The organism is Sphingomonas sp. GV3 (genome assembly GCF_031082075.1).
In the GTDB taxonomy this organism is placed as follows: Bacteria; Pseudomonadota; Alphaproteobacteria; order Sphingomonadales; family Sphingomonadaceae; genus Sphingomonas; species Sphingomonas beigongshangi.
The window spans coordinates 2,002,593-2,023,481 of record NZ_JARWLE010000001.1; the positions used below are offsets into that span (position 1 = coordinate 2,002,593).

A 20,889-nucleotide genomic window follows, 5' to 3' on the forward strand; every position below is an offset into this window, starting at 1 on the left:
AGCCGCATTCATGAAACCCGTCCTGCCACGATGCCGCAATCCGCGAACGCGAGCGGCGTTCCCGCGACGTTGCACACAGACGTGCAAAAAAGGGGAGCGCAGACCGATTAGGTCACGAAGGACGGGTCAACCGCCCCCTCGCACGGCCGGCGCACCCGGGCGGAGCGCCAGGGCATCGATCCGGCCATGGTGCGCGCCCGTTGCGCGCACCATGTTCACCGGCTTCAGGGCATCATCACCGTGTCGATGACATGAACCATGCCGTTCGACTGCGCGACGTCGGCGATCGTGATGCGGCCCGTGTCGCCCTTGCCGTCCATGATGGCCCAGCCGCTGCCCGCCTTGCGGAACATCAGCGGCTCGCCCTGTACCGTCGTGTAGGTTGCGGTACCGCCCGATGCCTTGGCCTTGGTGGCGATGTCCTTCGCGGTGATGCGGCCCGGCACCACATGATAGGTCAGGACGGCGGTAAGCTGCGCCTTGTTCTCGGGCTTCAGCAGCGTGTCGACCGTACCCGCCGGCAGCTTCGCGAAGGCGGCATTGGTCGGCGCGAAGACGGTAAACGGTCCTGGCCCGGACAACGTATCCACCAGCCCGGCCGCCTTCACCGCCGCGACCAGCGTGGTGTGGTCCTTCGACTGGGATGCATTCTCGACGATGGTCTTGGTCGGGTACATCGCAGCCCCGCCGACCATCGGATTGTTCTTCGCATAGGCGCCGCCGGCGCTGATCAGCAGGAGTGCGGCGATTGCGGGGCGAAAATGTCGATTCATCCTGTCTCTCCTCGCGCCGTAATGGCGCTGGCGCAGCTACGAGACGGATGGTGCGCCGGATGCAGCATCGGCGCCCGACATGGCGCGTCAGATGCGGTCGAGCTGCCCCGTCGCGACGACGGGCCCCGTGGGCAGCGCGCGCGGCGAGCCGCCGAGCGGCTCGATCGAGATCGCCAGCGTCGTACCGGGCTCAATCCTGATGCCGCGCACCACGATGCGGGTCTTGCCGTCGCGCGTCAGCAGGCCGAGCGCGCGCGGCACGCCATCCTGGCCGATCGCCCATAATTCCGCGTCACGGTCGCGCGGCAGAGCGACACGGCCGAGCGTGCGGACCTGTCCCGCGCTCTGATCATAGACCGCGGAGAATGGCGCGAAGCCCGCGCCCGGCGCCAGCGTCGCCACCATCGGCACCACCGTCCGCGACGGCGGGCGCACCGCCGCCGGCGGCTCCGTCGCCCGCGTCAGCACCAGGACGAGCAACGCGGCGGCGACCGCGCTCATCCCGCCTCCGAACCAGCGCCAGCGGCGCAGTGCCTGCACCGATGCGCGATCCCCGCCGCCCGCCGAGGCCGCCGCGGCGATCCGGTGTTCCAGATAGGCGGGCGGAACGACCTCGGGCACCTCGGCGAACAGCGTCGCGAAATGCGCACGCCAATGCGCGACCTCGCGGGCAAAGGCGGGATCGGCGAGCAGCCGCCTGTGCGCCGCGGCGCGCGCCTCTCCGTCGAGAAGGCCCAGCGCCACCTCGGCGGCGGTCATGTCGGGATCGTCAGGCGTCGTCATCGAGACACTCCCGAAGACGCAGCAGCCCGCGGCGGATCCAGCTCTTCATCGTGCCGAGCGGCACGGCGCGGCGTTCCGCCAGTTCGGCATAAGTAAGGCCGCCGAAGAACGCAGCGCGGATCATCTCGCGCTGCGTATCCTGCAAAGCGTCCAGGCACAGGTGCAGGCGGCGGTCGGTCTCGTCGAAGAGCAATGTGTCGCATGCGGAGGGCGAGGGTTCGGGCAGCTCGGCGGCATCCTCCATGCCCGTCGTGGCGCGATGCGGATTGGCGCGGCGCCAATCGATCGCCCGATTGCGCGCGATCGTCGCCAACCAGGTGATCGGGCTTGCCCGACCCGGTTCGAAGCCGCTCGCGCGCTTCCACACCAAGGCATATACGTCCTGCAACACATCCTCTGCCGCGGCCCTGTCGCCACAGATACGCAGGCAAACGCCAAAAAGCTTCGCGGCCGTCATGCGATAAACGCGCAGGAAGGCCGCACGGTCCTGCTCCCCCGTCGCGACCAGCGCCTCCACCAGCGCGCGCCGCGCATCGTCCGGGGATGAGGGCGCGTCCAAGGCCATGGCGAATGGCTAACCGGACTAAGGCGAACGAACAAGAAGCTGATCTCCGATATTTATTTTGCGCAGTCTGCGTCCATGCGCGCGGTTCACGCGTACCTTGCCTGAGCGGCGCACAAAGGCCCGCCCGGCAGGTCCGAACCCAACCTGGCGCATCAAGGGAGAAATCGGGATGACCCAAAGCGAGCAGTTTATCGAAGCACTCGACGCGCGGGTCACCCGCCGCAACGAACGGCGCGAGTTGTTCCGGATGGTGCTGGGCGCGGCGGCGGTGGGCGGGGCGTTCGCCTATGCCGACGGCGCGGCAGCGCAAACCGCCCCGACCGACGCGGATGTCCTCAACTTCGCGCTCAACCTCGAATATCTCGAGGCCAATTTCTATTCCTATGCCGCCTTCAACACGCCGATCAGCAGCTCGCTGGTCAGCGGAACGGGGACGGCCGGCGCCGCGACGGGCGGACGACAGGTCACCTTCTCCGATCCGCTCGTCGCCGCCTATGCGAAGGAGATCGCGCAGGACGAGATCGCGCACGTCGCCTTCCTGCGCAACGCGCTCGGATCCGCGGCCGTGGCGCAGCCGGCGATCGACGTCGGCACTGCGCCCAACGGCGCGTTCAGCACCGCCGCACGTGCCGCCGGCCTCGTCGGCGCCGGACAGTCGTTCGACCCCTATCTGAACGACAACAACTTTCTGCTTGCCTCGTATATCTTCGAGGATGTCGGCGTGACCGCCTACAAGGGCGCTTCGCCGCTGATCAGCAACAAGACCTTCCTCGAGGCCGCGGCCGGCATCCTGGCGGTCGAGGCCTATCACGCCGCGATCGTGCGCACGGTGCTCTACGCAAAGGGAATCGCGACCCCGACGTTGCGCACGGCGGCAGACGCGATCTCCGATGCACGCGACAGCCTGGACGGCCCGAGCGACGACGACCAGGGCATCTCCCCGGTGACGATCAACGGCAATAGCGCGTCGAACATCGTGCCGGTCGACACCAACGGTCTCGCCTACAGCCGGTCGACGGGCGCGGTGCTCAACATCGTCTACCTGACCAAGTCCGCCGTCACGATGGGCGGCTTCTTCCCCGCCGGTGTGAACGGCAACATCCGCAGCAGCACGGCCCAGGCCTGAGCCGGCCGGCACCTTTCAGGGAGACTGACGATGCACACCAAGGACATTCTGAACGAAGTGCTGGCCGCCGCAGAGCGCCGCCGCCACGACCGCCGCGCCTTCCTCCGCACCGCCGGTGCCGCCGCCGCGACCGCCGGCGTCGCGGGCCTGCTGACCGGGTGTAAGGACGACCACAACAACGACTATGCGCCGACGCCCTTTCCGACGCCGACGCCCGCACCCACCGATGCGGACGTGCTGAACTTCGCGCTCAACCTCGAATATCTCGAAGCGCAATTCTATTCCTATGCGGCGAACGGCGTCGGCCTGCCCGCTTCGCTGCTGGGCGGCACGGGCACGCAGGGGACCGTGACCGGTGGCCGCCAGGTCTCGTTCAACGGCGACACGCTGGTCACCCAATATGCGCGGGAGATCGCCGCGGACGAGGCGGCGCACGTTGCGTTCCTCCGCACTGCCCTGGGCAGTTCGGCGGTGGCGATGCCCGCGATCAACATCGACGGCGGCGCGAGCGGCGCCTTCACCGCCGCCGCGCGCGCCGCCGGCGTGGTGAGCTCGACGGGTACGTTCGACCCCTATGCGTCACCCGAGAACTTCCTGCTCGGCGCCTTCATCTTCGAGGATGTCGGCGTGACCGCGTACAAGGGCTCGATCGCCTCGATCAACAACAAGACCTATGTCGAGGCGGCCGCGGGCATCCATGCCGCCGAGGCCTATCACGCCGGCCTGATCCGCACCGTGCTCTACGCCAGGGGTCTGCAGACCCCGAGCCTGCGGACGGCGGCGGGACAGATCTCCGACGCACGCGACAGCCTGGACGGCACCACGGACCTCGACCAGGGCATCGTCGGCAGCGACAGCACCGTGTCGAACATCGTGCCCGCGGATGCGAACGGGATCGCCTTCAGCCGCACGCCGGGACAGGTGCTGAACATCGTCTATCTCAGCGCCTCGGCGACGACGAGCGGCGGGTTCTTCCCGTCCGGCGTCAACGGCACCGTGCGGACCAGCTCGGGCGTCTGATCCGCGTCTTCTCGACGCTGTCTACAGGGAGATACGACATGCGCACCATCCTTCTCGGCCTCGCGCCGGCCCTCGTTCTCACCGCCGTCCTCGCCGCCCCAGCGGCGGCGCAGGACATGGATTCCGATCCGCAGCCGTTCAGCGGCGTCTATGTCGGCGCGGCGGGCGGCTATGACGTCCAGCCCAATCCGGTCGGCGCGCGGCTGCTGTTCGACCGCAACCTCGATGGCCGGTTCGGCGACACCGTGGTAACGTCGGGCAATACCAACGCCTTCGCGCCTGGCTTCTGCAACGGTGCGGCTCGCGGCGCGACGCCGCAGGCGGGTGGCTGTCGCAACGACAAGGACGGCTGGGCCTATTACGGTCGGATCGGCGCCGACACCCAGCGCGGTCACGTCGTCGTCGGCTTCGTCGGAGAGTTCGGCAAGTCCGAGATCACCGACAGCACCAGCGGTTTCTCGACGACGCCCGCCAATTACGTGCTGACGCGCGACGTGGATTACGAGGCGTCGGTGCGCGGTCGCGCCGGCCTCGCCTTCGGCACCACGTTGTTCTACGGCACGACCGGCGCAGGCTATGCCAAGATCAACCACACCTTCTCGACCACCAATACCGCGAACGCCTTCGCGCTGCGCGGCGACGACACGCGCTTCGGCTTCCTGGCCGGCGGTGGCATCGAGCAGAAGATCGGCCGGCACTTCTCGATCGGCCTCGAATATATGTACCATCGCTACAATGACGACCAGTTCCGCGTCCGCGTGACGCAGGGCACCGCGGCGGCGACCAATCCGTTCGTGCTGACCCCGAACACGACGGGCACGGACATCGCGCGGTCGGACAATATCTTCCGCTGGCACAGCATGCGCGCCACCGCGGCGTTCCGGTTCTAGTTCGCGGAAACCGCAGCCTCTTCCCCAGCCTTTCCCGTCCGCTGGCCGGCGGGAAAGGCACGGTCGGGCGGACCAGCCCCCCAAGCGCCCGACCCTGGCGGGCGACGTTTCTGCGTCGCCCGCCCTGTTTTTGCCCTGACTATGCTGACGCCAGCTTGTCCTGCGTGCGCGTGTCGAAGTCCGTCGCATCATGGCGCTCGTGGAGCTGGCTGGCCGGGTCGCCTGTCATGCGATTGACCATGCGCCCCCGCCGGACCGCGGGACGCTCCGCCAGCTCACGGGTCCATCGTTGCAGGTTGCGATAGCCGTCGACCTGCAGGAACGTGCCGGCGCCGTAGAGATCGCCCAGCGCGAGTTGGCCGTACCAGGGCCAGATCGCCATGTCGGCAATCGTATAGTCCGGCCCCGCCACGAACGCGCGATCCGCGAGAATGCGGTCGAGCACGTCGAGCTGCCGCTTGGTTTCCATGGCGTAGCGGTTGATCGGATATTCGAACTTCTCGGGCGCATAGGCATAGAAATGCCCGAAACCGCCGCCGAGGAACGGCGCGCTGCCCATCTGCCAGAATAGCCACGACAGGCATTCCGCCCGTGCCGCCCCCTCTTGCGGCAGAAAGGCGCCGAACTTTTCGGCCAGGTAGACAAGGATCGCGCCCGATTCGAAGACGCGGACGGGCTGGGTGCCGCTGTGGTCGACCAGCGCGGGGATCTTGGAATTGGGATTGGCCGCGACGAAGCCGCTACCGAACTGGTCCCCCTCGCCGATGCGGATCAACCAGGCGTCATAGTCGGCGCCCGCGTGGCCGGCTTCCAGCAGTTCCTCGAGCAATATGGTCACCTTGACGCCGTTCGGCGTCCCCAGGGAATAGAGCTGCAACGGGTGATGCCCGACGGGAAGCGCCTTGTCGTGCGTCGGGCCCGCGATCGGTCGATTGATGCTGGCGAAACGGCCGCCGCTTTCCTTGTCCCAGGTCCATATTTCAGGGGGCGTATAGGTGTTGTCTTGCATGGCAGGCCTTTCGCTACGAATCGCGGTATGAACGCGACCGTCGCCGAAACGGCGCCGACAGGGAAGCATGCCGCAGCAGGACGGGTACGGCGACCGCTTCCGCCCGCGGGCACCGCGCGCTAACGGTTTCCCATGAACGAAACGCAGATGTTCGATGTCGTGATCGTGGGGGGCGGGCATGGCGGCGCGCAGGCGGCGATCGCACTGCGTCAGAATGGCTTCGGCGGTTCGATCGCGCTGATCGGGGCCGAACCCGATCCGCCCTATGAACGCCCGCCCCTGTCGAAGGACTACCTGGCGGGCGAGCGTCCCTTCGAACGGATGCTGATACGCCCCCTCGCGTTCTGGCAGGAACGGGAGGTCACGCTGATGCTGGGTCGCAGCGTGACGGCGATCGATGCGGCGACACATCGCGTCACGACCGACACGGGCGAACGGATCGGCTATGAACGCCTGATCTGGGCGGCGGGCGGCAGCCCGCGTCGGCTCGCCTGCGCCGGCCACGATCTTGTCGGCGTCCACACCGTCCGTACGCGTGCCGATGTCGATCGGATGATCGACGAGCTGCCGGAGGTTAAGCGCGTGGTGGTGATCGGCGGCGGCTATATCGGCCTGGAGGCCGCCGCCGCGCTGAGACGGAAGGGCAAGTCCGTCGTGTTGCTCGAGGCGCAGGATCGCGTGCTGGCACGAGTGGCGGGCGAAGCATTGTCGCGCTTCTACGAGTCCGCGCATCGGGCCGAGGGCGTCGACGTGCGGCTCGGTGTCGCGGTCGACTGCCTGATTGGCGACGATCGCATCACCGGCGTTCGCCTCGCCACCGGCGAGACGCTCGCCGCGGACATGGCGGTCGTCGGCATCGGTATCGAACCCTCCGTCGAACCGCTGATCGCGGCCGGTGCGGAGGGCGGAAACGGGGTGCTGGTCGACTCGGGATGCCGGACGACGTTGCCCGACGTCTATGCGATCGGCGACTGCGCGCTGCACGCCAACGCCTTTGCCGATGGCGCGCTGCTGCGCGTCGAGTCGGTTCAGAACGCCAACGATCAGGCGACCCTCGTCGCCAAGGCGATCGTCGGGCAGCCCGGCACCTATCGCGCGACGCCGTGGTTCTGGTCCAATCAATTCGATCTGAAGCTGCAGACCGTGGGTTTGTCCGCGGGGCATGACGACGCGATCCTGCGCGGCGATCCCGCGACGCGCAGCTTCTCCGTCGTCTATCTCAAGCAAGGACGCGTCGTCGCGCTCGACTGCGTCAACACGACGAAGGACTATGTCCAGGGACGCAAGCTCGTGGAGGCGGGTGCGAGGCCCGATCCGGAGCAGCTCGCCGATCCGACGGTGCCGTTGAAAGCGCTGCTGCCGGAGACATGAGGGCGGCGGGCCTTGGCGGCTGAACCTTTTCGCTCCCGACGCGTTGCGCCGCGAGGTGCGGCGATCTGGCCGTGTTGGGGGTGGTTATGGATCTTACGGTCAACGGCAAACCGGTGTCGGCAGAAGTCGATATCCGAACCTCCCTGCTCGACCTGCTGCGCGAGCATCTCGACCTGCCGGGCACGAAGAAGGGCTGTAACCAGGGCGCGTGCGGGGCCTGTACGGTCCTTGTCGACGGCGTTCGGATCAACAGCTGCCTCGCGCTCGCGGTACAATATCAGGGTCGCTCGATCACCACGGTCGAGGGGCTGGCCGATGGTGACACGCTGCATCCGTTGCAGGCCGCCTTCATCGAGCACGACGGCTTCCAGTGCGGCTATTGCACGCCGGGCCAGCTCTGCTCCGCCGTCGGCATGGCCGACGAACTGGCGCGGGGCGTGCCGAGCCACGTCACCGACGACCTGGCCGCCGACACGCTGTCGCTGACGCATGACGAATTGCGCGAGCGGATGAGCGGCAATCTGTGTCGCTGCGGCGCGCATAACGGCATCGTCGCCGCCATCGCCGCGACCTATGGCGCCGACCGGCCGGCGGTGTCGGCATGACCCCCTTCACCTATTTCCGCGCCGACGATACCGCCGGCGCACTGCGCACCGGCGCTGGCGCGGACGCGCGCTATCTCGGCGGCGGCACCAACCTCGTCGACCTGATGCGCGAGGGGATCGAGCGGCCGAGGACGCTCGTCGACGTCACCGCCGTGTCGACGGAGATCGGGGATGACGCTAACGGCGGCCTCGTCATCGGCGCGGGCGTCACCAACACGGCACTCGCCAGCGACCGCCGCGTCCGCACCCGCTACCCTTTGGTGGCGCGTGCGATTCTCGCCGGCGCTTCGGCGCAGATCCGCAACATGGCGACGGTCGGCGGCAACCTGCTCCAGCGCACGCGCTGCACCTATTTCTATGACGAGGCCGCCGCGTGCAACAAGCGCGTGCCCGGCAGCGGCTGCGACGCAAGAGAAGGCTTCAACCGCATCCACGCGATCCTGGGCGCTTCAAGCGCCTGCGTCGCCACCCATCCGTCCGATCTGTGCATCGCGCTCGCGGCGCTCGACGCGGAAGTGACGGTCGTCGGGCCGGACGGGGAGCGTCGCATCGCCTTTGCCGATCTCCACCTGCTGCCTGGCGAAACGCCCGAGCGCGAGACGAGCGTGCGGCAGGGCGAACTGATCGTCGCGGTCCACCTCCCCGCGCCGCCCGTGGGCCGCTCCGCCTATCGTAAGGTGCGGGACCGCGCGAGCTATGCCTTCGCGCTCGTATCGGTGGCGGCCGTCCTCGATGTCGGCGAAGACCGGGTCGTGCGGGACGTCCGCCTGGCGCTCGGCGGCGTGGCGCACAAGCCGTGGCGCGCGACCCGAGCCGAGGCGATGCTGCGCGGACGTCCCGCCGACGAGGCGGCGTTCGCAGCAGCCGCGGCGACGGAACTCGCCGATGCGGTGCCGCTGCGCGACAATGGATTCAAGATCGAACTGGCGCGGCGCACGATTGCTGCGGTGCTGCACGAACTGGCGGGAGAGGCTGCGTGACGATGATGGAATTCGCGCGCACCGCGCTCCGCTACGTTCCCGATGCGCTGTTGCCGGGCACGCGACCCAAGCCGGTGCGCGGCCAGCACGGCCATGTCGGCGAGCCCGTGTCGCGGATCGATGGCGCGCTGAAGGTGGGCGGCACCGCGCGCTTCGCGGCGGAGGTGAAGCTCGACGGCATGCTCTATGCCGCGCTCGTCCATTCGACCATCGCAAAGGGGCGTATCGCGTCGATCGAAACGGCGGCGGCCGAGCAGGCACCGGGCGTCGCGCTGGTCATGACGCATCGCAACGCGCCGCGCATGAAGGCGCCGAAGGGCATGATGGACGGTGGCGGCGTCGCGGGCAGCAGCCTGCCCGTCATGCAGGACGCGACCGTGCACTGGAACGGCGAGGCCGTGGCGCTGGTGCTCGCGGAGACGCAGGAGCAGGCCGACCATGCCGCGGCGCTGGTCCGCGTCGCCTATGACCCCGCGCCCGCACTCACCGATTTCTCCGTGGCACGCGGCAAGGCAAAGCGCCCCGATTCGGTCTTGATGGAACCTGCCACGGTGACGATCGGCGATGCGGAGAAGGCGCTCACGAAGGCGCCGCATCGCGTCGACCGGCGCTATACGACCCCGCGTCACAACCACAATGCGATCGAGCTCCATGCCGCCACCGTCGCCTGGGACGGCGATACGCTGATCCTTCACGACGCCACGCAGATGCTCAACGGCACCGCCGGCACGATGGCGGGCGTGTTCGGCATCCAGCCGGAGCAGGTGCGTGTCCTGTCGCCGTTCGTCGGCGGCGGTTTCGGTGGCAAGGGATTGTGGACGCACCAGATCCTTGCCGCCGCGGCGGCAAGGCTGGCGGGTCGCCCGGTGCGGATCATGTTGAGCCGCGAAGGCGTCTATCGCCTCGTCGGCGGCCGCACGCTGACCGAGCAGCGCGTCGCCATCGGCGCCGATGCGGAGGGGCGCTTCACTGCCCTGATCCACGAAGGCGTCGCGGCGATGACCGCCCACAACAACTGCCCGGAGCAGTTCACCTTTCCGGCACGGCACCTCTATGCTGCAGGCAGCTTCCGCCTCGAGCAGACGATCGCCGAGATGGACATGCTGGCCAACACCTTCATGCGCGCGCCGGGGGAATCGGTCGGTACATTCGCGCTGGAATGCGCGATCGACGAACTGGCCGAGACGATGGCGGTCGACCCGATCGAACTGCGCCGCCGCAACGAGCCGGAGCGCGATCCGACGAGCGGCAATGCGTTTTCCTCCCGCCATCTCACCAAGGCATTCGACGACGGCGCGGCGCGCTTCGGGTGGGATCGCCGCGATCCCGTGCCCGGCCGCCGGCGCGAGGGCGAGTGGCGCATCGGCATGGGCGTCGCGACGGCGACCTATCCCTATCTGCGTATGCCCGGCAATGCGGCGCGGATCCGCATCGACGCGCACGGCCATGCCACGGTGTCGACGGCGGGACACGAAATGGGCATGGGCACCGCGACGGTCCAGGCGCAGCATGCCGCCGACAGGCTGGGCCTGCCGCTCGACAGCGTGACGTTCGAATATGGCGATTCCGCGCTGCCCGCGGGCGCGATGGCGGGCGGATCGCAACAGACCGTGGCAACGCTTGCGGCGGTAACGGCGGCTGCCGAGGCGCTGATCAAGGAACTGCTTCGCATTGCGGGCAACGACAGCCCGCTCGCCGGCCTGCGCCCTGCCGATATCGTGGCGGTGGACGGCGGCCTGGCGCAGGCAGGCGATCCGACGCGCCACGAGCGCTATGCGTCGATCCTGTCGCGCGCGGGCAGGGATGCCGTAGAGGCGGAGGCGAAGGCACCACTGCCGCTCGAGATGCTGAAATATTCGATGCACTCGACCGGCGCGCAATTCGCGGAAGTGGCGGTCAGCGACGTGACCGGCGAAGTGCGGGTGCGCCGCCTGCTCGGCAGTTTCGATTGCGGCCGCATCCTCAATCCCAAGGCTGCGGCGAGCCAGTTCCGCGGCGGGATCATCATGGGGCTCGGCCTCGCGCTGACCGAGGAGACGCTGTTCGACGCGCGTACCGGCCGGGTTATGAACCCCAGCCTCGCGGAATATCACGTTCCGGTGCACATGGACGTCCCCGAGATCGACGTGATCTGGACCGACCTGCCCGACCCGCACGCGCCGCTGGGCGCCCGCGGCATCGGCGAGATCGGTATCACGGGGGTCGGGGCGGCGATCGCCAACGCCGTGTACAATGCGACCGGAACGCGCGTCCGCGATCTGCCGATCACGCTCGACAAGTTGCTATAGGCTGCGGCGCGATCCTGCCTCCGGACTGTTTGGAGGCGGAGAATCTAATCCTATGCGGTCTTCTGGATCAGCGGCTCGATGGCACGTTGACGATATCGCAGCGAGCGGATCGGGCGAGCATGAACACGATGGCCTCCGCGACTTCCGTCGCGGGCAGCATGCGCCCGGCGTGAAGGCAGTCGCGGCCATGACTCCCAGCATCGCACAGCCGATCAGCCTCGACGCGACGGCGATCAGCTTGCGCCGCCGCAAGCGTTCGACGAGCGGGATCGCGGGCAATTACGGCAGCTGCGTCAGAAACGGCTCGCTGGCGAGCAACCCGACCATGGCCGTCGAGGCGCCGAGGTGCAGCGCGAAGGCGGTCAGGATGACGCCGGTAGTCAGAGCGGCCGCCCCCCCCGAATAGGCCGCCTCCGTCACCAGCAGGCGAAGCCCCCGGTCGCGGTCGGCGTCGGTCAGGACGGGTTGCGGGTGGAGCGTCATGGGCCGGTCAACGCATCGCGATCGTGCCGGTGCCCGGCAACGGCGCCGGACGTTTTGATCTAAGTTATTCAGAAAGTTGGAGATTATTATACATACAATGACACCATTGGTCGGCGTGTCGGTTTTCGATGTTCATCATCGCACCGGAGAGACAGACATGACCCACCAGACCGACGCGCTGCGCGAACTCTTCATCACGGGGCTCGTCAACGCCCATGCCGTGGAGAAGCAAGCGCTGGCGATCATGACGCCACAGGTGTCGCGCATCGAACATTATCCGGAGGTCGCGGACCGGCTACGCGCGCATATCGAGGAAACCAATGCCCAGATCGCGCGCCTCGACGAAATTTTGGGCGGCTTCGACACCAGCAGCTCGACGATCAAGGATCTTGGATTGAGCATGTCCGGCGGCATGGCGGCACTCGGTCACAGCGTCGCGGGCGACGAGATCGTGAAGAACAGTTTCGCGAACTACGCCTTCGAGCATTTCGAGATTGCGGCGTACAAGTCGCTGCTCGTGCTGGCCGAGGACGGCGGCTTCGCGCCCGCGACCCCGCTGCTGAAGCAATCGCTGGGCGAGGAAGAGGCGATGGCGGCCTGGATCGACGAGGCGCTGCCGATGGTCACGCGCCGCTACGCTACGCTGTATGCGGAAGCCGGCGCGAGCAAGGCGAAGGTCTGATCGCAAGCGAGCCAATGCGGAAGGTCCCGCGATGAAAGCCGCACTGAAGACCGCCGAACGTCGCTTCACGATCTAGGAGGTCGACGAGCCATGCCTTCCCGCCGCCGACTGGGTGAAGGCGCGCGTGCGCATGGCGGGCATCTGCGGGACCGATCTGCGCTTGTGGGAAAAGCCCGAACCTTCGCTGCGCTACTGCATCATAAGCCACCAACTTGCCGACGACGTCGTTGAGGTCGGCGCCGACGTCACCGCAATGGCCATGGGCGATCGGGTGCTGATCGAATCGCTGCTCGGTTGCGGTCATTGTGCCTGGTGCCGCGTGCGGCAGTACAACCGTTGCTCCGACCTCTATCCCACCCGGCGCGCCAGCGTGTCGCGGGCCTATGCCGAGTTCGTCGTCGGCCCGGCGCACAACTCCATCGTCTGCCCGACACGGTCGGGTATGACGATGCGGCGTTGCTCGATACCGATGCGGTCGGCTTGCATGCGCAGCATCTGTCGGGGCTAACGATCAATGCGCGGGTGGCGATCATCAACACGGTGCCGCACGCGCTCGATCTGGCGCGGCGGCTCGGTGCGGACGAACCCGTGGATTCATCGCAGGCGGATCCGATCGCCGCGGTCATGGCGATGACCGGCGGACTGGGCGCGGAGGTCGTGTTCGAATGCGCCGACGCCGAATCCATGCCGGAAACGCTGCCACTCCCGACGCGTCTGGTCCGGCGCGGTGGCAGCGTCGTCATCGCCGGCGGATTCGATGAAGGCGAAACCACGATCGCGCTCGAGTGGCAGCGGATCCAGATGTCGGAAATCCGCCTAATCCCGAGCGCCAGCTTCGCCTTCCAAGACATCCACTCGGAGAAGGTCGCGGTGCTCGATCTGGTAACGCGCGGCAAGCTGCAGACGCAGCCATTGGTAACGCATCGCTTCCCGCTCGGCCGCATCAAAGACGCCTTTGCGACGGCGCAGGAGCGACGCCGCACCGGCGCGATCTTCGTCGGTCTCGAGATCTGATATAGGCAAGATCAGGCACCGTCGCGGACGGAAAACCGGGGCAAGGCCGCCAAACCCGTCGCTTGTCGCGATCCTGAGGTGCGATTCAGGCGGGATGGATCGAGACGGTGCCGGCCCGCATCCCGCATGGATCAAACACTTAGTCCCTGTCGGGGGCGCCTAGCGGGAAGTAGCTGCGATAGGGGCGCGCATCGTCCACCACGCGCGCAACCGCTGGGCGTGCCAGCAACCGTTCGCGATAGGCCCGTACCCGCGCGCGATCGGGCGGGATGGGCTGGACCCAGTCGGCGTAGAACAACGCGGGTGCGGCCGCGCAGTCGGCGAGGCCGAACGTATCGCCGGCGGCCCAGATGCGCTCGCCCAGTGTCGCATCCAGCCAGGCGTAAGCCGTATCCAGCGCCTTGCCGCTTTCGGCGCGCACGCTGTCCACGCGATCGCCGTGGCGCAATTTCTCGGTGACCGGCTGCTGCATCGGCGTCATCACATAATGATCGAAGAAGCGGTCGAGGAACCGCACCCCTAGTGCCGCTTCGGGATCCGCCGGGATCATGCGCGCGCCGGGGTGCCGCAGATCGAGGTGTTCGATGATGATGCTCGACTCGGCAACGGTCTGCTCGCCGTCCACCAGCACCGGCATCCGGCCGATCGGCCAGCGCGCGGCCATCGCCTCGGCTGCGCCAGGCTCCTCGAGATTGCGATATTCGAACGCGAGATCCTTTTCCCGGAGGGCGATCAGCACCTTCCAGCAATAGGAAGAAAAGGGGTGGGCATAGAGCGCCAGCGACATGAAGCCTCTCCTGCTATCCGCCGCGCTCAGGCCGGGCGGAACGTGGTTGCCCGCTGTGTGGCCGGACGAACCGCGGCATTGCAAGGGCCGGCGCGTCGGACGCCGGCCCCTGCATCGGCTTTCGCCGCCTTATTCGGCGGCTACGGAATGGCGTTCGCGATCGTTCGCCACCGCCGGTCCGGCGAGCAGCGACGACCCTTTTTCGGACAATAGCATCCCGATCAACGCTTGAAGCCCGTTGGCACCGTCGTTGCCACCCGCGCCTCCGGTGCTGATCTGAACGCGCGGGACGATATCCACGCCCGACTTCTCGAGCGCGTCGGCGAGCCGTTCGATCACCTGACGCGTCAGCTGATACTGTGCGCCACCGGACGCCGCCGCCTGTTTCTCGATCGTCTCGGCGGTGGCGAGACCGGTCTTGGTGATGCGATCCGCCTCGGCGGCGGCAAGCGCGACGACCTTCGCCGCCTCGCCCTCGCCGGTGATGCGGATACGGTCCGCCTCGGCGCGTGCGATGGTACGCGTCTGCTCCGCTTCCTGCGTCGCCCGCTTCAGCGCCGCCTTGCCCTGATTTTCCTGCACCTGGATCTGCAGTTCGGAGCCGGTGATCGCCGTCTGCTGTTCGGCGCGCGCCTGCGCTTCCTTGAGCGCCTTCTCGCTCTCCGCGGCGATGCGCTGCTTCTCGTAGGTCGCGACGCGCTCCTCCGCCACCTGGCGCTCGCGCAACTGCTGCAGCACCTTCTCGATCTGGTCGTTACCCGCCGTGGCGCGTGGCGTGCCGATCAGCACCTCCTGCAGTTCGAGATTGTAGGCGCCGAACTTCGCGCGCATCTCGGCACCTGCCAGCTCCTGGATGTCGGACCGGTCCTGCAACAGCTCGATCAGCGTCTTCTTCTGGGCGACGTTCTTGAAATAGGCCGATACCATCGGATCGAGCGTCTGCTCGACCAGCTTCTTGATATCCCCGAACCGCTGGATGACGAGCGGCGCCTTGCGATAGTCGATGTGAACCACGACGGAGAGCGGCAGCGTCGGCTCGAACGCGTCGCGGGTGATGAGCGAGACCTGGCTCAGATTCTCGTCCAGCTTGTGCTGGCCCGTCACATCCTCATCCCATTTCAAGATGAAGTTGGTGGTTGGCACGATCAGGATCTTGCCCGCGTAGGTGTTGAACGCATATTTGCCGGGCAGCAAGGGCTCCGACCAGACGCCGCGCGATCCGCGCGGGACGAGCTCACCATGACGATAGTCGTCGCCCGACGTATCGGCGCTGTCGTCGCCCGTATAGCTGATGACGACACCGACATGGCCGACCTCGATCACCGTCTTGGCGACCATCTCAACGGTCGCGAACAGGCGATTGATGAAATAGCTGCCCTCGACGAGCACCTGCAGCTGGCGCCCGCGACGGCCACCGGCGGCGATGAACTTCTCCGGGTCCTGGAAGCTGTTGTGGAAGGTCGCGGGATCGTCCTGATCCGTGCCGACTTCCGGCGCGATGATGTGATCGGCGGTCAGCGCGGGGCCGTCATGCACCGTGACGATGCCGATCTGGTCGGCCGAGTCCTTGATCACGACCGCCTGGAAGCCGCCGCGGCTCTCGATAACGTTCTGCATCTCCGCGAACAGCTGCGGGTCGTTCGCCTCCAGCATCAGGCCATAGATCTGTTCGCGCGTGATGATGACGAACTGCGCGAGGTTGATCGCATAGGTGCCTTCGCGCAGGATCGTGCGCTGGGGCCCCTTCTGCCCGCCATCCGCAAGAAAGCGCCGGACATCGAGGAAGTCGACGGCGCGGACGTTGCTTGCCAGCGTCTGCGTCGGGCCGAGCGGCGCGCCGTCGCGCGCGAAGACATAGCCGATCTGCCCCTGCGGTATAGTGACGAGGGGCTGCGCATGCACCTTGTACTGGAACGGCACGAAGAAATGATAGCCGCCGCGCAAGACGTCGGGCTGGTATCCCGCCTCGCCGTCCAGGGCGATCAGGCCGCTGGTGATCGAGCCGTTGCGACTCCATAGCTTTTCGACGATCGCGACGCGGTTGTTTCCGACATAGCGCACCATGCGCGACGCGATAAAAAGACAAACGACGACAAGGGCCACGACAGCCGCGGCGCCGAGCACGAAAGTATTTGCCATCTGATGAAGGTGTCCTTGGGACCTGTGACGAGCGCCCCCTGAGCGCCCGCCTCTTACTTACGCCTCTTCAATCCGGCTTGATAGCGAAATCGGAAGCGCCGTATCGTTGCTGGACGTACAGTGCGGCGGCACGGGCCTGGTCGGCGGCGGCACTTGCTCGTGCCTGATCGAGCTCGGCAAGTGCCTGATCGATAAGGCCCAGCGCGACCGCGGTCTCGGTCGCGACCGCGGCGTGCCGCTCGCCCGCCGCTTCGGACAGTGCGGCGACGGCCGTACGGACCACGATATCCAGGTCGCGCGCGCACGCCTGATAGCGGTCGTCGTCGTAAATCCAGCCGCGGGCGGCGATCGATTCCAGCAAGCGCCGCGACTCAGGGTCTAGGGCGACGCAGCCCGGCCCGGTCGCGGTCGCGACACGATCGCGCGCGATGTCCGCTGCGCCCGACGGGCGGCGTCGCAGGCGACGGCGGGCACGACCATCCACGAGTCCGGCCATCACCGTGGCCATGATGCCGATCAGCAGGAAGCCGACGAGGAAAACGCCGCTCAGCTTCAATCCGAGCGCCAACACGCCTGCGACGCCGCCCCCGCTCGGTGCAAGCAGCAGTGAAAGCGGCACGACGACGACGAGATAGGCGAGGATGGCGAAATGCAGGAAGGCGGCAGCCACCAGGCGCCACGACGGCAGCCTTGCAGCGGGAACATCAGGCCGCGACACATGCATGATGCCATATTAGGCCCCGGCACGTCGGGACACCAGCCGACAGGGCGGCAGCGCCGCTCCGCGATGCGGGCGACCGACGCGTGGCTAGGCTCGCTCCAGCATCAGGGCGATTCCCTGGCCCACGCCGATGCACATGAAGGCCATCGCGTAGCGGCCGTTGATGCGCGCCAGTTCCTCGACGGCGGTCATGACGATGCGCGCGCCCGACATGCCGAGCGGATGCCCCAGTGCGATCGCGCCGCCGTTGCGGTTGACGCGCGGATCGTCGGTGGCAATCTCCAGGTCCCGCAAGGTCGCGATCGCCTGGGCGGCGAACGCCTCGTTCAACTCGATCACGTCGAGCTGCTTCAGGTGGATGCCGGTGATGCGGCACAGCTTGCGGGCCGCCTCGATCGGGCCGACGCCCATGATACGCGGGGCGATACCGACGGACGCCATACCGAGCACGCGCGCACGCGGCGTCAAGCCATGGCGTGCCGCCGCCGCCTCGCTCGCGACGAGCATCGCGGCCGCGCCGTCGTTGAGGCCCGATGCGTTGCCCGCGGTCACGGTTCCCCCGGCGCGCACGACCGGCCTAAGCGCCGCCAACGCCTCCAGGCTGGTCGCGCGGGGATGCTCGTCGGTGTCGAAGCGGATCGGATCGCCCTTTGCCCGCGGCACGTCGACCGCGACGATCTCCGCGGCCATGCGCCCGCTCGCGATCGCGGCCGCGGCCTTTTGCTGGCTCGCGAGCGCGAACGCATCCTGGTCTGCACGGGTGACGTGCCACTGTTCCGCGACATTCTCCGCCGTCTCCGGCATCGAATCGACGCCGAAGGCTTCGCGCATCCTGGGGTTGACGAAGCGCCAGCCCAACGTCGTGTCCTCCAGCTTCTGCGCGCGGTCGAACGGCGTGTGCGCCTTGCCCATGACGAAGGGCGCGCGGGTCATGCTCTCGACGCCCCCGGCGATCAGCAGCTCGGCGTCACCGCTGCGGATCGCCTGCGCCGCGCCGCCGACGGCATTGAGGCCGGACCCGCACAGCCGGTTGATCGTCGCGCCGGGCACCACCTCGGGCAGACCCGCAAGCAGCGTCGCCATGCGCGCGACGTTGCGGTTGTCCTCGCCCGCCTGGTTGGCGCAGCCGAGCAGGACGTCGTCGACCGCGGCCCAGTCCACCCCCGGGTTGCGGTCCACCAGGGCGCGGAGCGGCACGGCGGCCAGATCGTCGGCCCGGACGGTCGACAGCGCGCCGTTCAACCTGCCGATCGGCGTGCGGATCGCATCACAGATAAAGGCCTGGGTCATCGTTCATCCTGCTCCGGCAGCGCGAGTCTTTCGCGCCTTGTCGCAGACCCTATAGCACCGGCCGATCCGCCATCGACCGCGATGTGCGTCGTCGCGGCCTCGGCAGGTGCCGCTGGCCTTCAGCGCATCCGTTCCACGCCGTCGGCGCGTGGCGAAGGCCCGGTCCCGGTGTGGTTCGCTCGGCGCGGACCGAGGCTCAGAAACGATGCAGCACGGGAATCCGCGCGATCATCAGCGCCGACAGGCCGTAAAGGCTGCTCGCCACGAGAAACGCGCCGGCGATCTTGAGCAAGGTCTTGGGATCGATCCGCGCCACCACCGCGGGACCGATCGGTGCCGCTGCGAGGCTTCCGACGAGCAGGCCGCTCGCCGCCGTCGTGAAGGCTTGCACGCCCAACGTGCCGATGAAGCTCGCCAAGACCGTGATGGTGACGAAGAACTCCGCCGCATTCACCGTGCCGATCACCGTGCGCACATTGCCACCCTGCGCCAGGAAGTTGCCGGACACGAATGGCCCCCATCCGCCGCCGGTGGCGTCCACCAGGGCGCCGACGAACCCGACAGGGGCGACCGTCCGCAGCGTCCTGTAGGTATGGGGTCGCCGCGGCGCCCGCCACAGCAGGTACAGGCCGAGCACCCCCAGATAGGCGAACACCACCGGTCGGAGCAGCATCGCCCCGAGATGGATGGTCAGCCAGCTGCCAATGACCGCGCCGGCGATCCCCGGCACCGCGAGGCGCGCGAACAGCACCCAGTCGACGTTGCCGCGCAGCGCGTGGCTGAGACCCGACGCCCCGCTGGCGAAGCTCTCGACGGTCCGGACGGTCGAACTCGCCAGCGCCGGCGGTATCCCCAGAAGCATGAGCGCACTGTTCGTCACGACGCCGAACCCCATGCCGATCGAGCCGTCGATCGCCTGGGCGACGAAGCCGATGACCACGAAGGGCAGCAGCGTCGCCCAGGGGATGGCGGCCAGCATCTCGGTCATGCCTCGGCACCCGGCTTCTGGAGCAAGCGCCGCGCCCGGCCAGCCGGCGCCGTCAGCAGGAAGGTTGCCGGAAAGAGCAGCGCGACGAGGGAGAGCATGCCGCTGATCATCGGTTCCGCGCCGGCGAGCCACGGCATGATCGCGGCCCAAACGGCCACCGCGAGCACGCTGATCAACGTCCGTTCCTGCTCGTCCTGCTCGAGCAGTTGCTGGACCGGCACCGCGCGATCCTCATACAGTCCGCGCAGCAGCCGCCCGCGGCCGCCGCGTCGATCGATCAGGATGCGCGGCAGGGTCGCATGGCCGAGCGCCGACAGACCGGCACCGATGAGGCGCCAGCCGATGGCGATGGCGAAACGATCGTAGCTCGCGCTCGTGTCGACGAGTTGATCGAGGCGAGAGCGGCCCGCGAAGACCAGGTCGACGATTGCCCCTTCCTCTGCCCGCGCGGATGGGGCGCCAGGCGCGCGATCCTGCGTGTCGCGGATCCAGGAGAGGATGATCGCCGGTAGGTCGGCGCCGCTCGCCCGTTCCAGCCCCTGAAAGCCCGGGGCGGAATTGGCCTCGCAGATCCGGTAGCCCGTCTCGTCGAACAGGATGTCGATGCCCGTGACGTCAAGGTCGAGCGCGGCCGCGGCCTTGATCGCGATGTCGGCCATCTCCGGCGGCGGATTATAGGCGGTTCCGATACCGCCGAGCGATACGTTCGACTTGAAACCGCCGGTCAGCGAGCGGCGCTCCATCGCGGCAACCACCCGCCCGCCGACGACGAGGATGCGGACGTCGCGGCCGTGGCTGGCGCGAATGTAATGCTGCAGCACGAAGTCCGCCTGCGCGCGCGCACTTTCGAGCAGGCCGGCGAGATCCTCGAACTGCGCCCGGTCCTCGCACTTCAGAACGCCGGCACCGCGCGTGCCCTGCAGCGTCTTGACGATCACCGGGAAGCCGAGTTCGCGTTCGACGAGCGCCGCGTCGAACGGAAACCTGCCCAGCATCGTGCGCGGCACCGGAAGGCCGACTCGCGCGAGCTTCTGCATCGTATGCAGCTTGTCCGCGACGAGCTCGATCGTGGTCGCGCCGTTGATCAGCCTGACCCCACGGCGCTCCAGCTGGCGCAGGAGGGCCAGCGTCGAATAATCCGTCTCCGCTCCCGTCCGGCACAGTACGAAGTCGGGCCGCTGCACGGGAAGGCCGTCGTATCGCAGCGACCAATCGTCATGCCCGCCGCCGACGATCAGATCGAACAGCTGCGGTTTGTAGATGGCCAGCGCGATGCCCAGCTGCCCCGCTGCCTCGCGGAACCGCAGGATCTCCGGCACCTCCGGAATGCCGGGTTCGAGATCATGGAAGAAGAGGATCCATCCCTGCACGGTCC

The 20,889-nt window shown here is 67.8% G+C and carries 21 protein-coding genes; 10 read left to right on the forward strand and 11 right to left on the reverse strand.

Annotated elements, in window-relative coordinates:
- Positions 1 to 224: 224 nt before the first annotated feature.
- The 3 genes from RF701_RS09430 to RF701_RS09440 all read right to left on the reverse strand — a co-directional run bounded on the left by RF701_RS09430 (position 225) and on the right by RF701_RS09440 (position 2,121).
- Positions 225 to 773, reverse strand: a complete 549-nt coding sequence (locus tag RF701_RS09430; protein WP_308814779.1) for a fasciclin domain-containing protein — start codon at positions 771 to 773, stop codon at positions 225 to 227.
- An 87-nt stretch (positions 774 to 860) separates the two neighbouring features.
- Positions 861 to 1,556 (reverse strand): anti-sigma factor domain-containing protein, encoded by a 696-nt coding sequence (locus RF701_RS09435; RefSeq protein WP_308814780.1) that lies wholly within the window; start codon positions 1,554 to 1,556, stop codon positions 861 to 863.
- The gene (locus tag RF701_RS09440; RefSeq protein ID WP_308814781.1) at positions 1,543 to 2,121 is read right to left on the reverse strand and encodes a sigma-70 family RNA polymerase sigma factor; all 579 of its coding nucleotides are present in this window, start codon (positions 2,119 to 2,121) and stop codon (positions 1,543 to 1,545) included. Before RF701_RS09440 ends, RF701_RS09435 begins: the two co-directional genes overlap by 14 nt.
- Before the next feature lie 169 nt (positions 2,122 to 2,290).
- Between RF701_RS09440 and RF701_RS09445 the strand changes: the two genes are divergently transcribed.
- Genes RF701_RS09445 through RF701_RS09455 form a run of 3 tightly spaced genes read left to right on the forward strand, consistent with a single transcriptional unit; the run spans position 2,291 to position 5,157 of the window.
- On the forward strand, positions 2,291 to 3,247 hold the full coding sequence (locus tag RF701_RS09445) for a ferritin-like domain-containing protein (RefSeq protein WP_210359139.1): 957 nt from the start codon (positions 2,291 to 2,293) through the stop codon (positions 3,245 to 3,247).
- A gap of 30 nt (positions 3,248 to 3,277) precedes the next feature.
- Positions 3,278 to 4,267, forward strand: coding sequence for a ferritin-like domain-containing protein (locus RF701_RS09450; RefSeq protein WP_203311501.1), 990 nt, complete (start codon positions 3,278 to 3,280; stop codon positions 4,265 to 4,267).
- A 38-nt stretch (positions 4,268 to 4,305) separates the two neighbouring features.
- Positions 4,306 to 5,157 carry an outer membrane protein gene (locus tag RF701_RS09455; RefSeq protein ID WP_210359138.1) on the forward strand — a complete coding sequence of 284 codons (852 nt, stop codon included), beginning with the start codon at positions 4,306 to 4,308 and terminating at the stop codon, positions 5,155 to 5,157.
- A gap of 139 nt (positions 5,158 to 5,296) precedes the next feature.
- Here RF701_RS09455 and yghU read toward each other — a convergent pair whose 3' ends face one another.
- On the reverse strand, positions 5,297 to 6,166 hold the full coding sequence (gene yghU / locus RF701_RS09460; protein WP_308814782.1) for a glutathione-dependent disulfide-bond oxidoreductase: 870 nt from the start codon (positions 6,164 to 6,166) through the stop codon (positions 5,297 to 5,299).
- 132 nt (positions 6,167 to 6,298) lie between these two features.
- On the opposite strand from yghU, the gene RF701_RS09465 reads away from it, so the two are divergent.
- The 4 genes from RF701_RS09465 to RF701_RS09480 all read left to right on the forward strand — a co-directional run bounded on the left by RF701_RS09465 (position 6,299) and on the right by RF701_RS09480 (position 11,410).
- Positions 6,299 to 7,537, forward strand: coding sequence for an FAD-dependent oxidoreductase (locus RF701_RS09465; RefSeq protein WP_308814783.1), 1,239 nt, complete (start codon positions 6,299 to 6,301; stop codon positions 7,535 to 7,537).
- A gap of 86 nt (positions 7,538 to 7,623) precedes the next feature.
- Entirely contained in the window at positions 7,624 to 8,142 is a 519-nt protein-coding gene (locus RF701_RS09470) for a 2Fe-2S iron-sulfur cluster-binding protein (RefSeq protein ID WP_210359136.1), read from the forward strand.
- Positions 8,139 to 9,122: a xanthine dehydrogenase family protein subunit M gene (locus RF701_RS09475; protein ID WP_308814784.1), complete on the forward strand. Its 984-nt coding sequence runs from the start codon at positions 8,139 to 8,141 to the stop codon at positions 9,120 to 9,122. Before RF701_RS09470 ends, RF701_RS09475 begins: the two co-directional genes overlap by 4 nt.
- Before the next feature lie 2 nt (positions 9,123 to 9,124).
- Positions 9,125 to 11,410: a xanthine dehydrogenase family protein molybdopterin-binding subunit gene (locus RF701_RS09480; RefSeq protein ID WP_308814785.1), complete on the forward strand. Its 2,286-nt coding sequence runs from the start codon at positions 9,125 to 9,127 to the stop codon at positions 11,408 to 11,410.
- A 279-nt stretch (positions 11,411 to 11,689) separates the two neighbouring features.
- Here RF701_RS09480 and RF701_RS09485 read toward each other — a convergent pair whose 3' ends face one another.
- Positions 11,690 to 11,893, reverse strand: a complete 204-nt coding sequence (locus tag RF701_RS09485; protein WP_308814786.1) for a hypothetical protein — start codon at positions 11,891 to 11,893, stop codon at positions 11,690 to 11,692.
- Between the two features lie 157 nt (positions 11,894 to 12,050).
- On the opposite strand from RF701_RS09485, the gene RF701_RS09490 reads away from it, so the two are divergent.
- The 3 genes from RF701_RS09490 to RF701_RS09500 all read left to right on the forward strand — a co-directional run bounded on the left by RF701_RS09490 (position 12,051) and on the right by RF701_RS09500 (position 13,589).
- Complete coding sequence (locus RF701_RS09490) at positions 12,051 to 12,575, forward strand: ferritin-like domain-containing protein (RefSeq protein WP_287980748.1); 525 nt, start codon at positions 12,051 to 12,053, stop codon at positions 12,573 to 12,575.
- Positions 12,576 to 12,705: 130 nt separating this feature from the next.
- Positions 12,706 to 13,083 (forward strand): alcohol dehydrogenase catalytic domain-containing protein, encoded by a 378-nt coding sequence (locus RF701_RS09495; RefSeq protein WP_308815646.1) that lies wholly within the window; start codon positions 12,706 to 12,708, stop codon positions 13,081 to 13,083.
- Entirely contained in the window at positions 13,032 to 13,589 is a 558-nt protein-coding gene (locus RF701_RS09500) for a zinc-binding dehydrogenase (protein ID WP_308814787.1), read from the forward strand. The genes RF701_RS09495 and RF701_RS09500 overlap by 52 nt, the downstream gene beginning before the upstream one ends.
- 139 nt (positions 13,590 to 13,728) lie before the next feature.
- Here the strand turns inward: RF701_RS09500 and RF701_RS09505 are convergent, their stop codons facing one another.
- From RF701_RS09505 to RF701_RS09530, 6 genes are all read right to left on the reverse strand, one after another.
- Positions 13,729 to 14,376, reverse strand: a complete 648-nt coding sequence (locus tag RF701_RS09505; protein ID WP_308814788.1) for a glutathione S-transferase family protein — start codon at positions 14,374 to 14,376, stop codon at positions 13,729 to 13,731.
- Between the two features lie 129 nt (positions 14,377 to 14,505).
- A complete protein-coding gene (locus tag RF701_RS09510) occupies positions 14,506 to 16,515 on the reverse strand; it encodes an SPFH domain-containing protein (protein ID WP_308814789.1) in 2,010 nt (669 codons plus the stop codon).
- Positions 16,516 to 16,582: 67 nt separating this feature from the next.
- Positions 16,583 to 17,185 (reverse strand): hypothetical protein, encoded by a 603-nt coding sequence (locus RF701_RS09515; protein ID WP_308814790.1) that lies wholly within the window; start codon positions 17,183 to 17,185, stop codon positions 16,583 to 16,585.
- A 138-nt stretch (positions 17,186 to 17,323) separates the two neighbouring features.
- The gene (gene pcaF, locus RF701_RS09520; protein ID WP_308814791.1) at positions 17,324 to 18,526 is read right to left on the reverse strand and encodes a 3-oxoadipyl-CoA thiolase; all 1,203 of its coding nucleotides are present in this window, start codon (positions 18,524 to 18,526) and stop codon (positions 17,324 to 17,326) included.
- Between the two features lie 196 nt (positions 18,527 to 18,722).
- Positions 18,723 to 19,514 carry a sulfite exporter TauE/SafE family protein gene (locus tag RF701_RS09525; protein WP_210359509.1) on the reverse strand — a complete coding sequence of 264 codons (792 nt, stop codon included), beginning with the start codon at positions 19,512 to 19,514 and terminating at the stop codon, positions 18,723 to 18,725.
- Positions 19,511 to 20,884: a RimK family alpha-L-glutamate ligase gene (locus RF701_RS09530; protein WP_308814792.1), complete on the reverse strand. Its 1,374-nt coding sequence runs from the start codon at positions 20,882 to 20,884 to the stop codon at positions 19,511 to 19,513. Before RF701_RS09530 ends, RF701_RS09525 begins: the two co-directional genes overlap by 4 nt.
- Between the last annotated feature and the right edge of the window lie 5 nt (positions 20,885 to 20,889).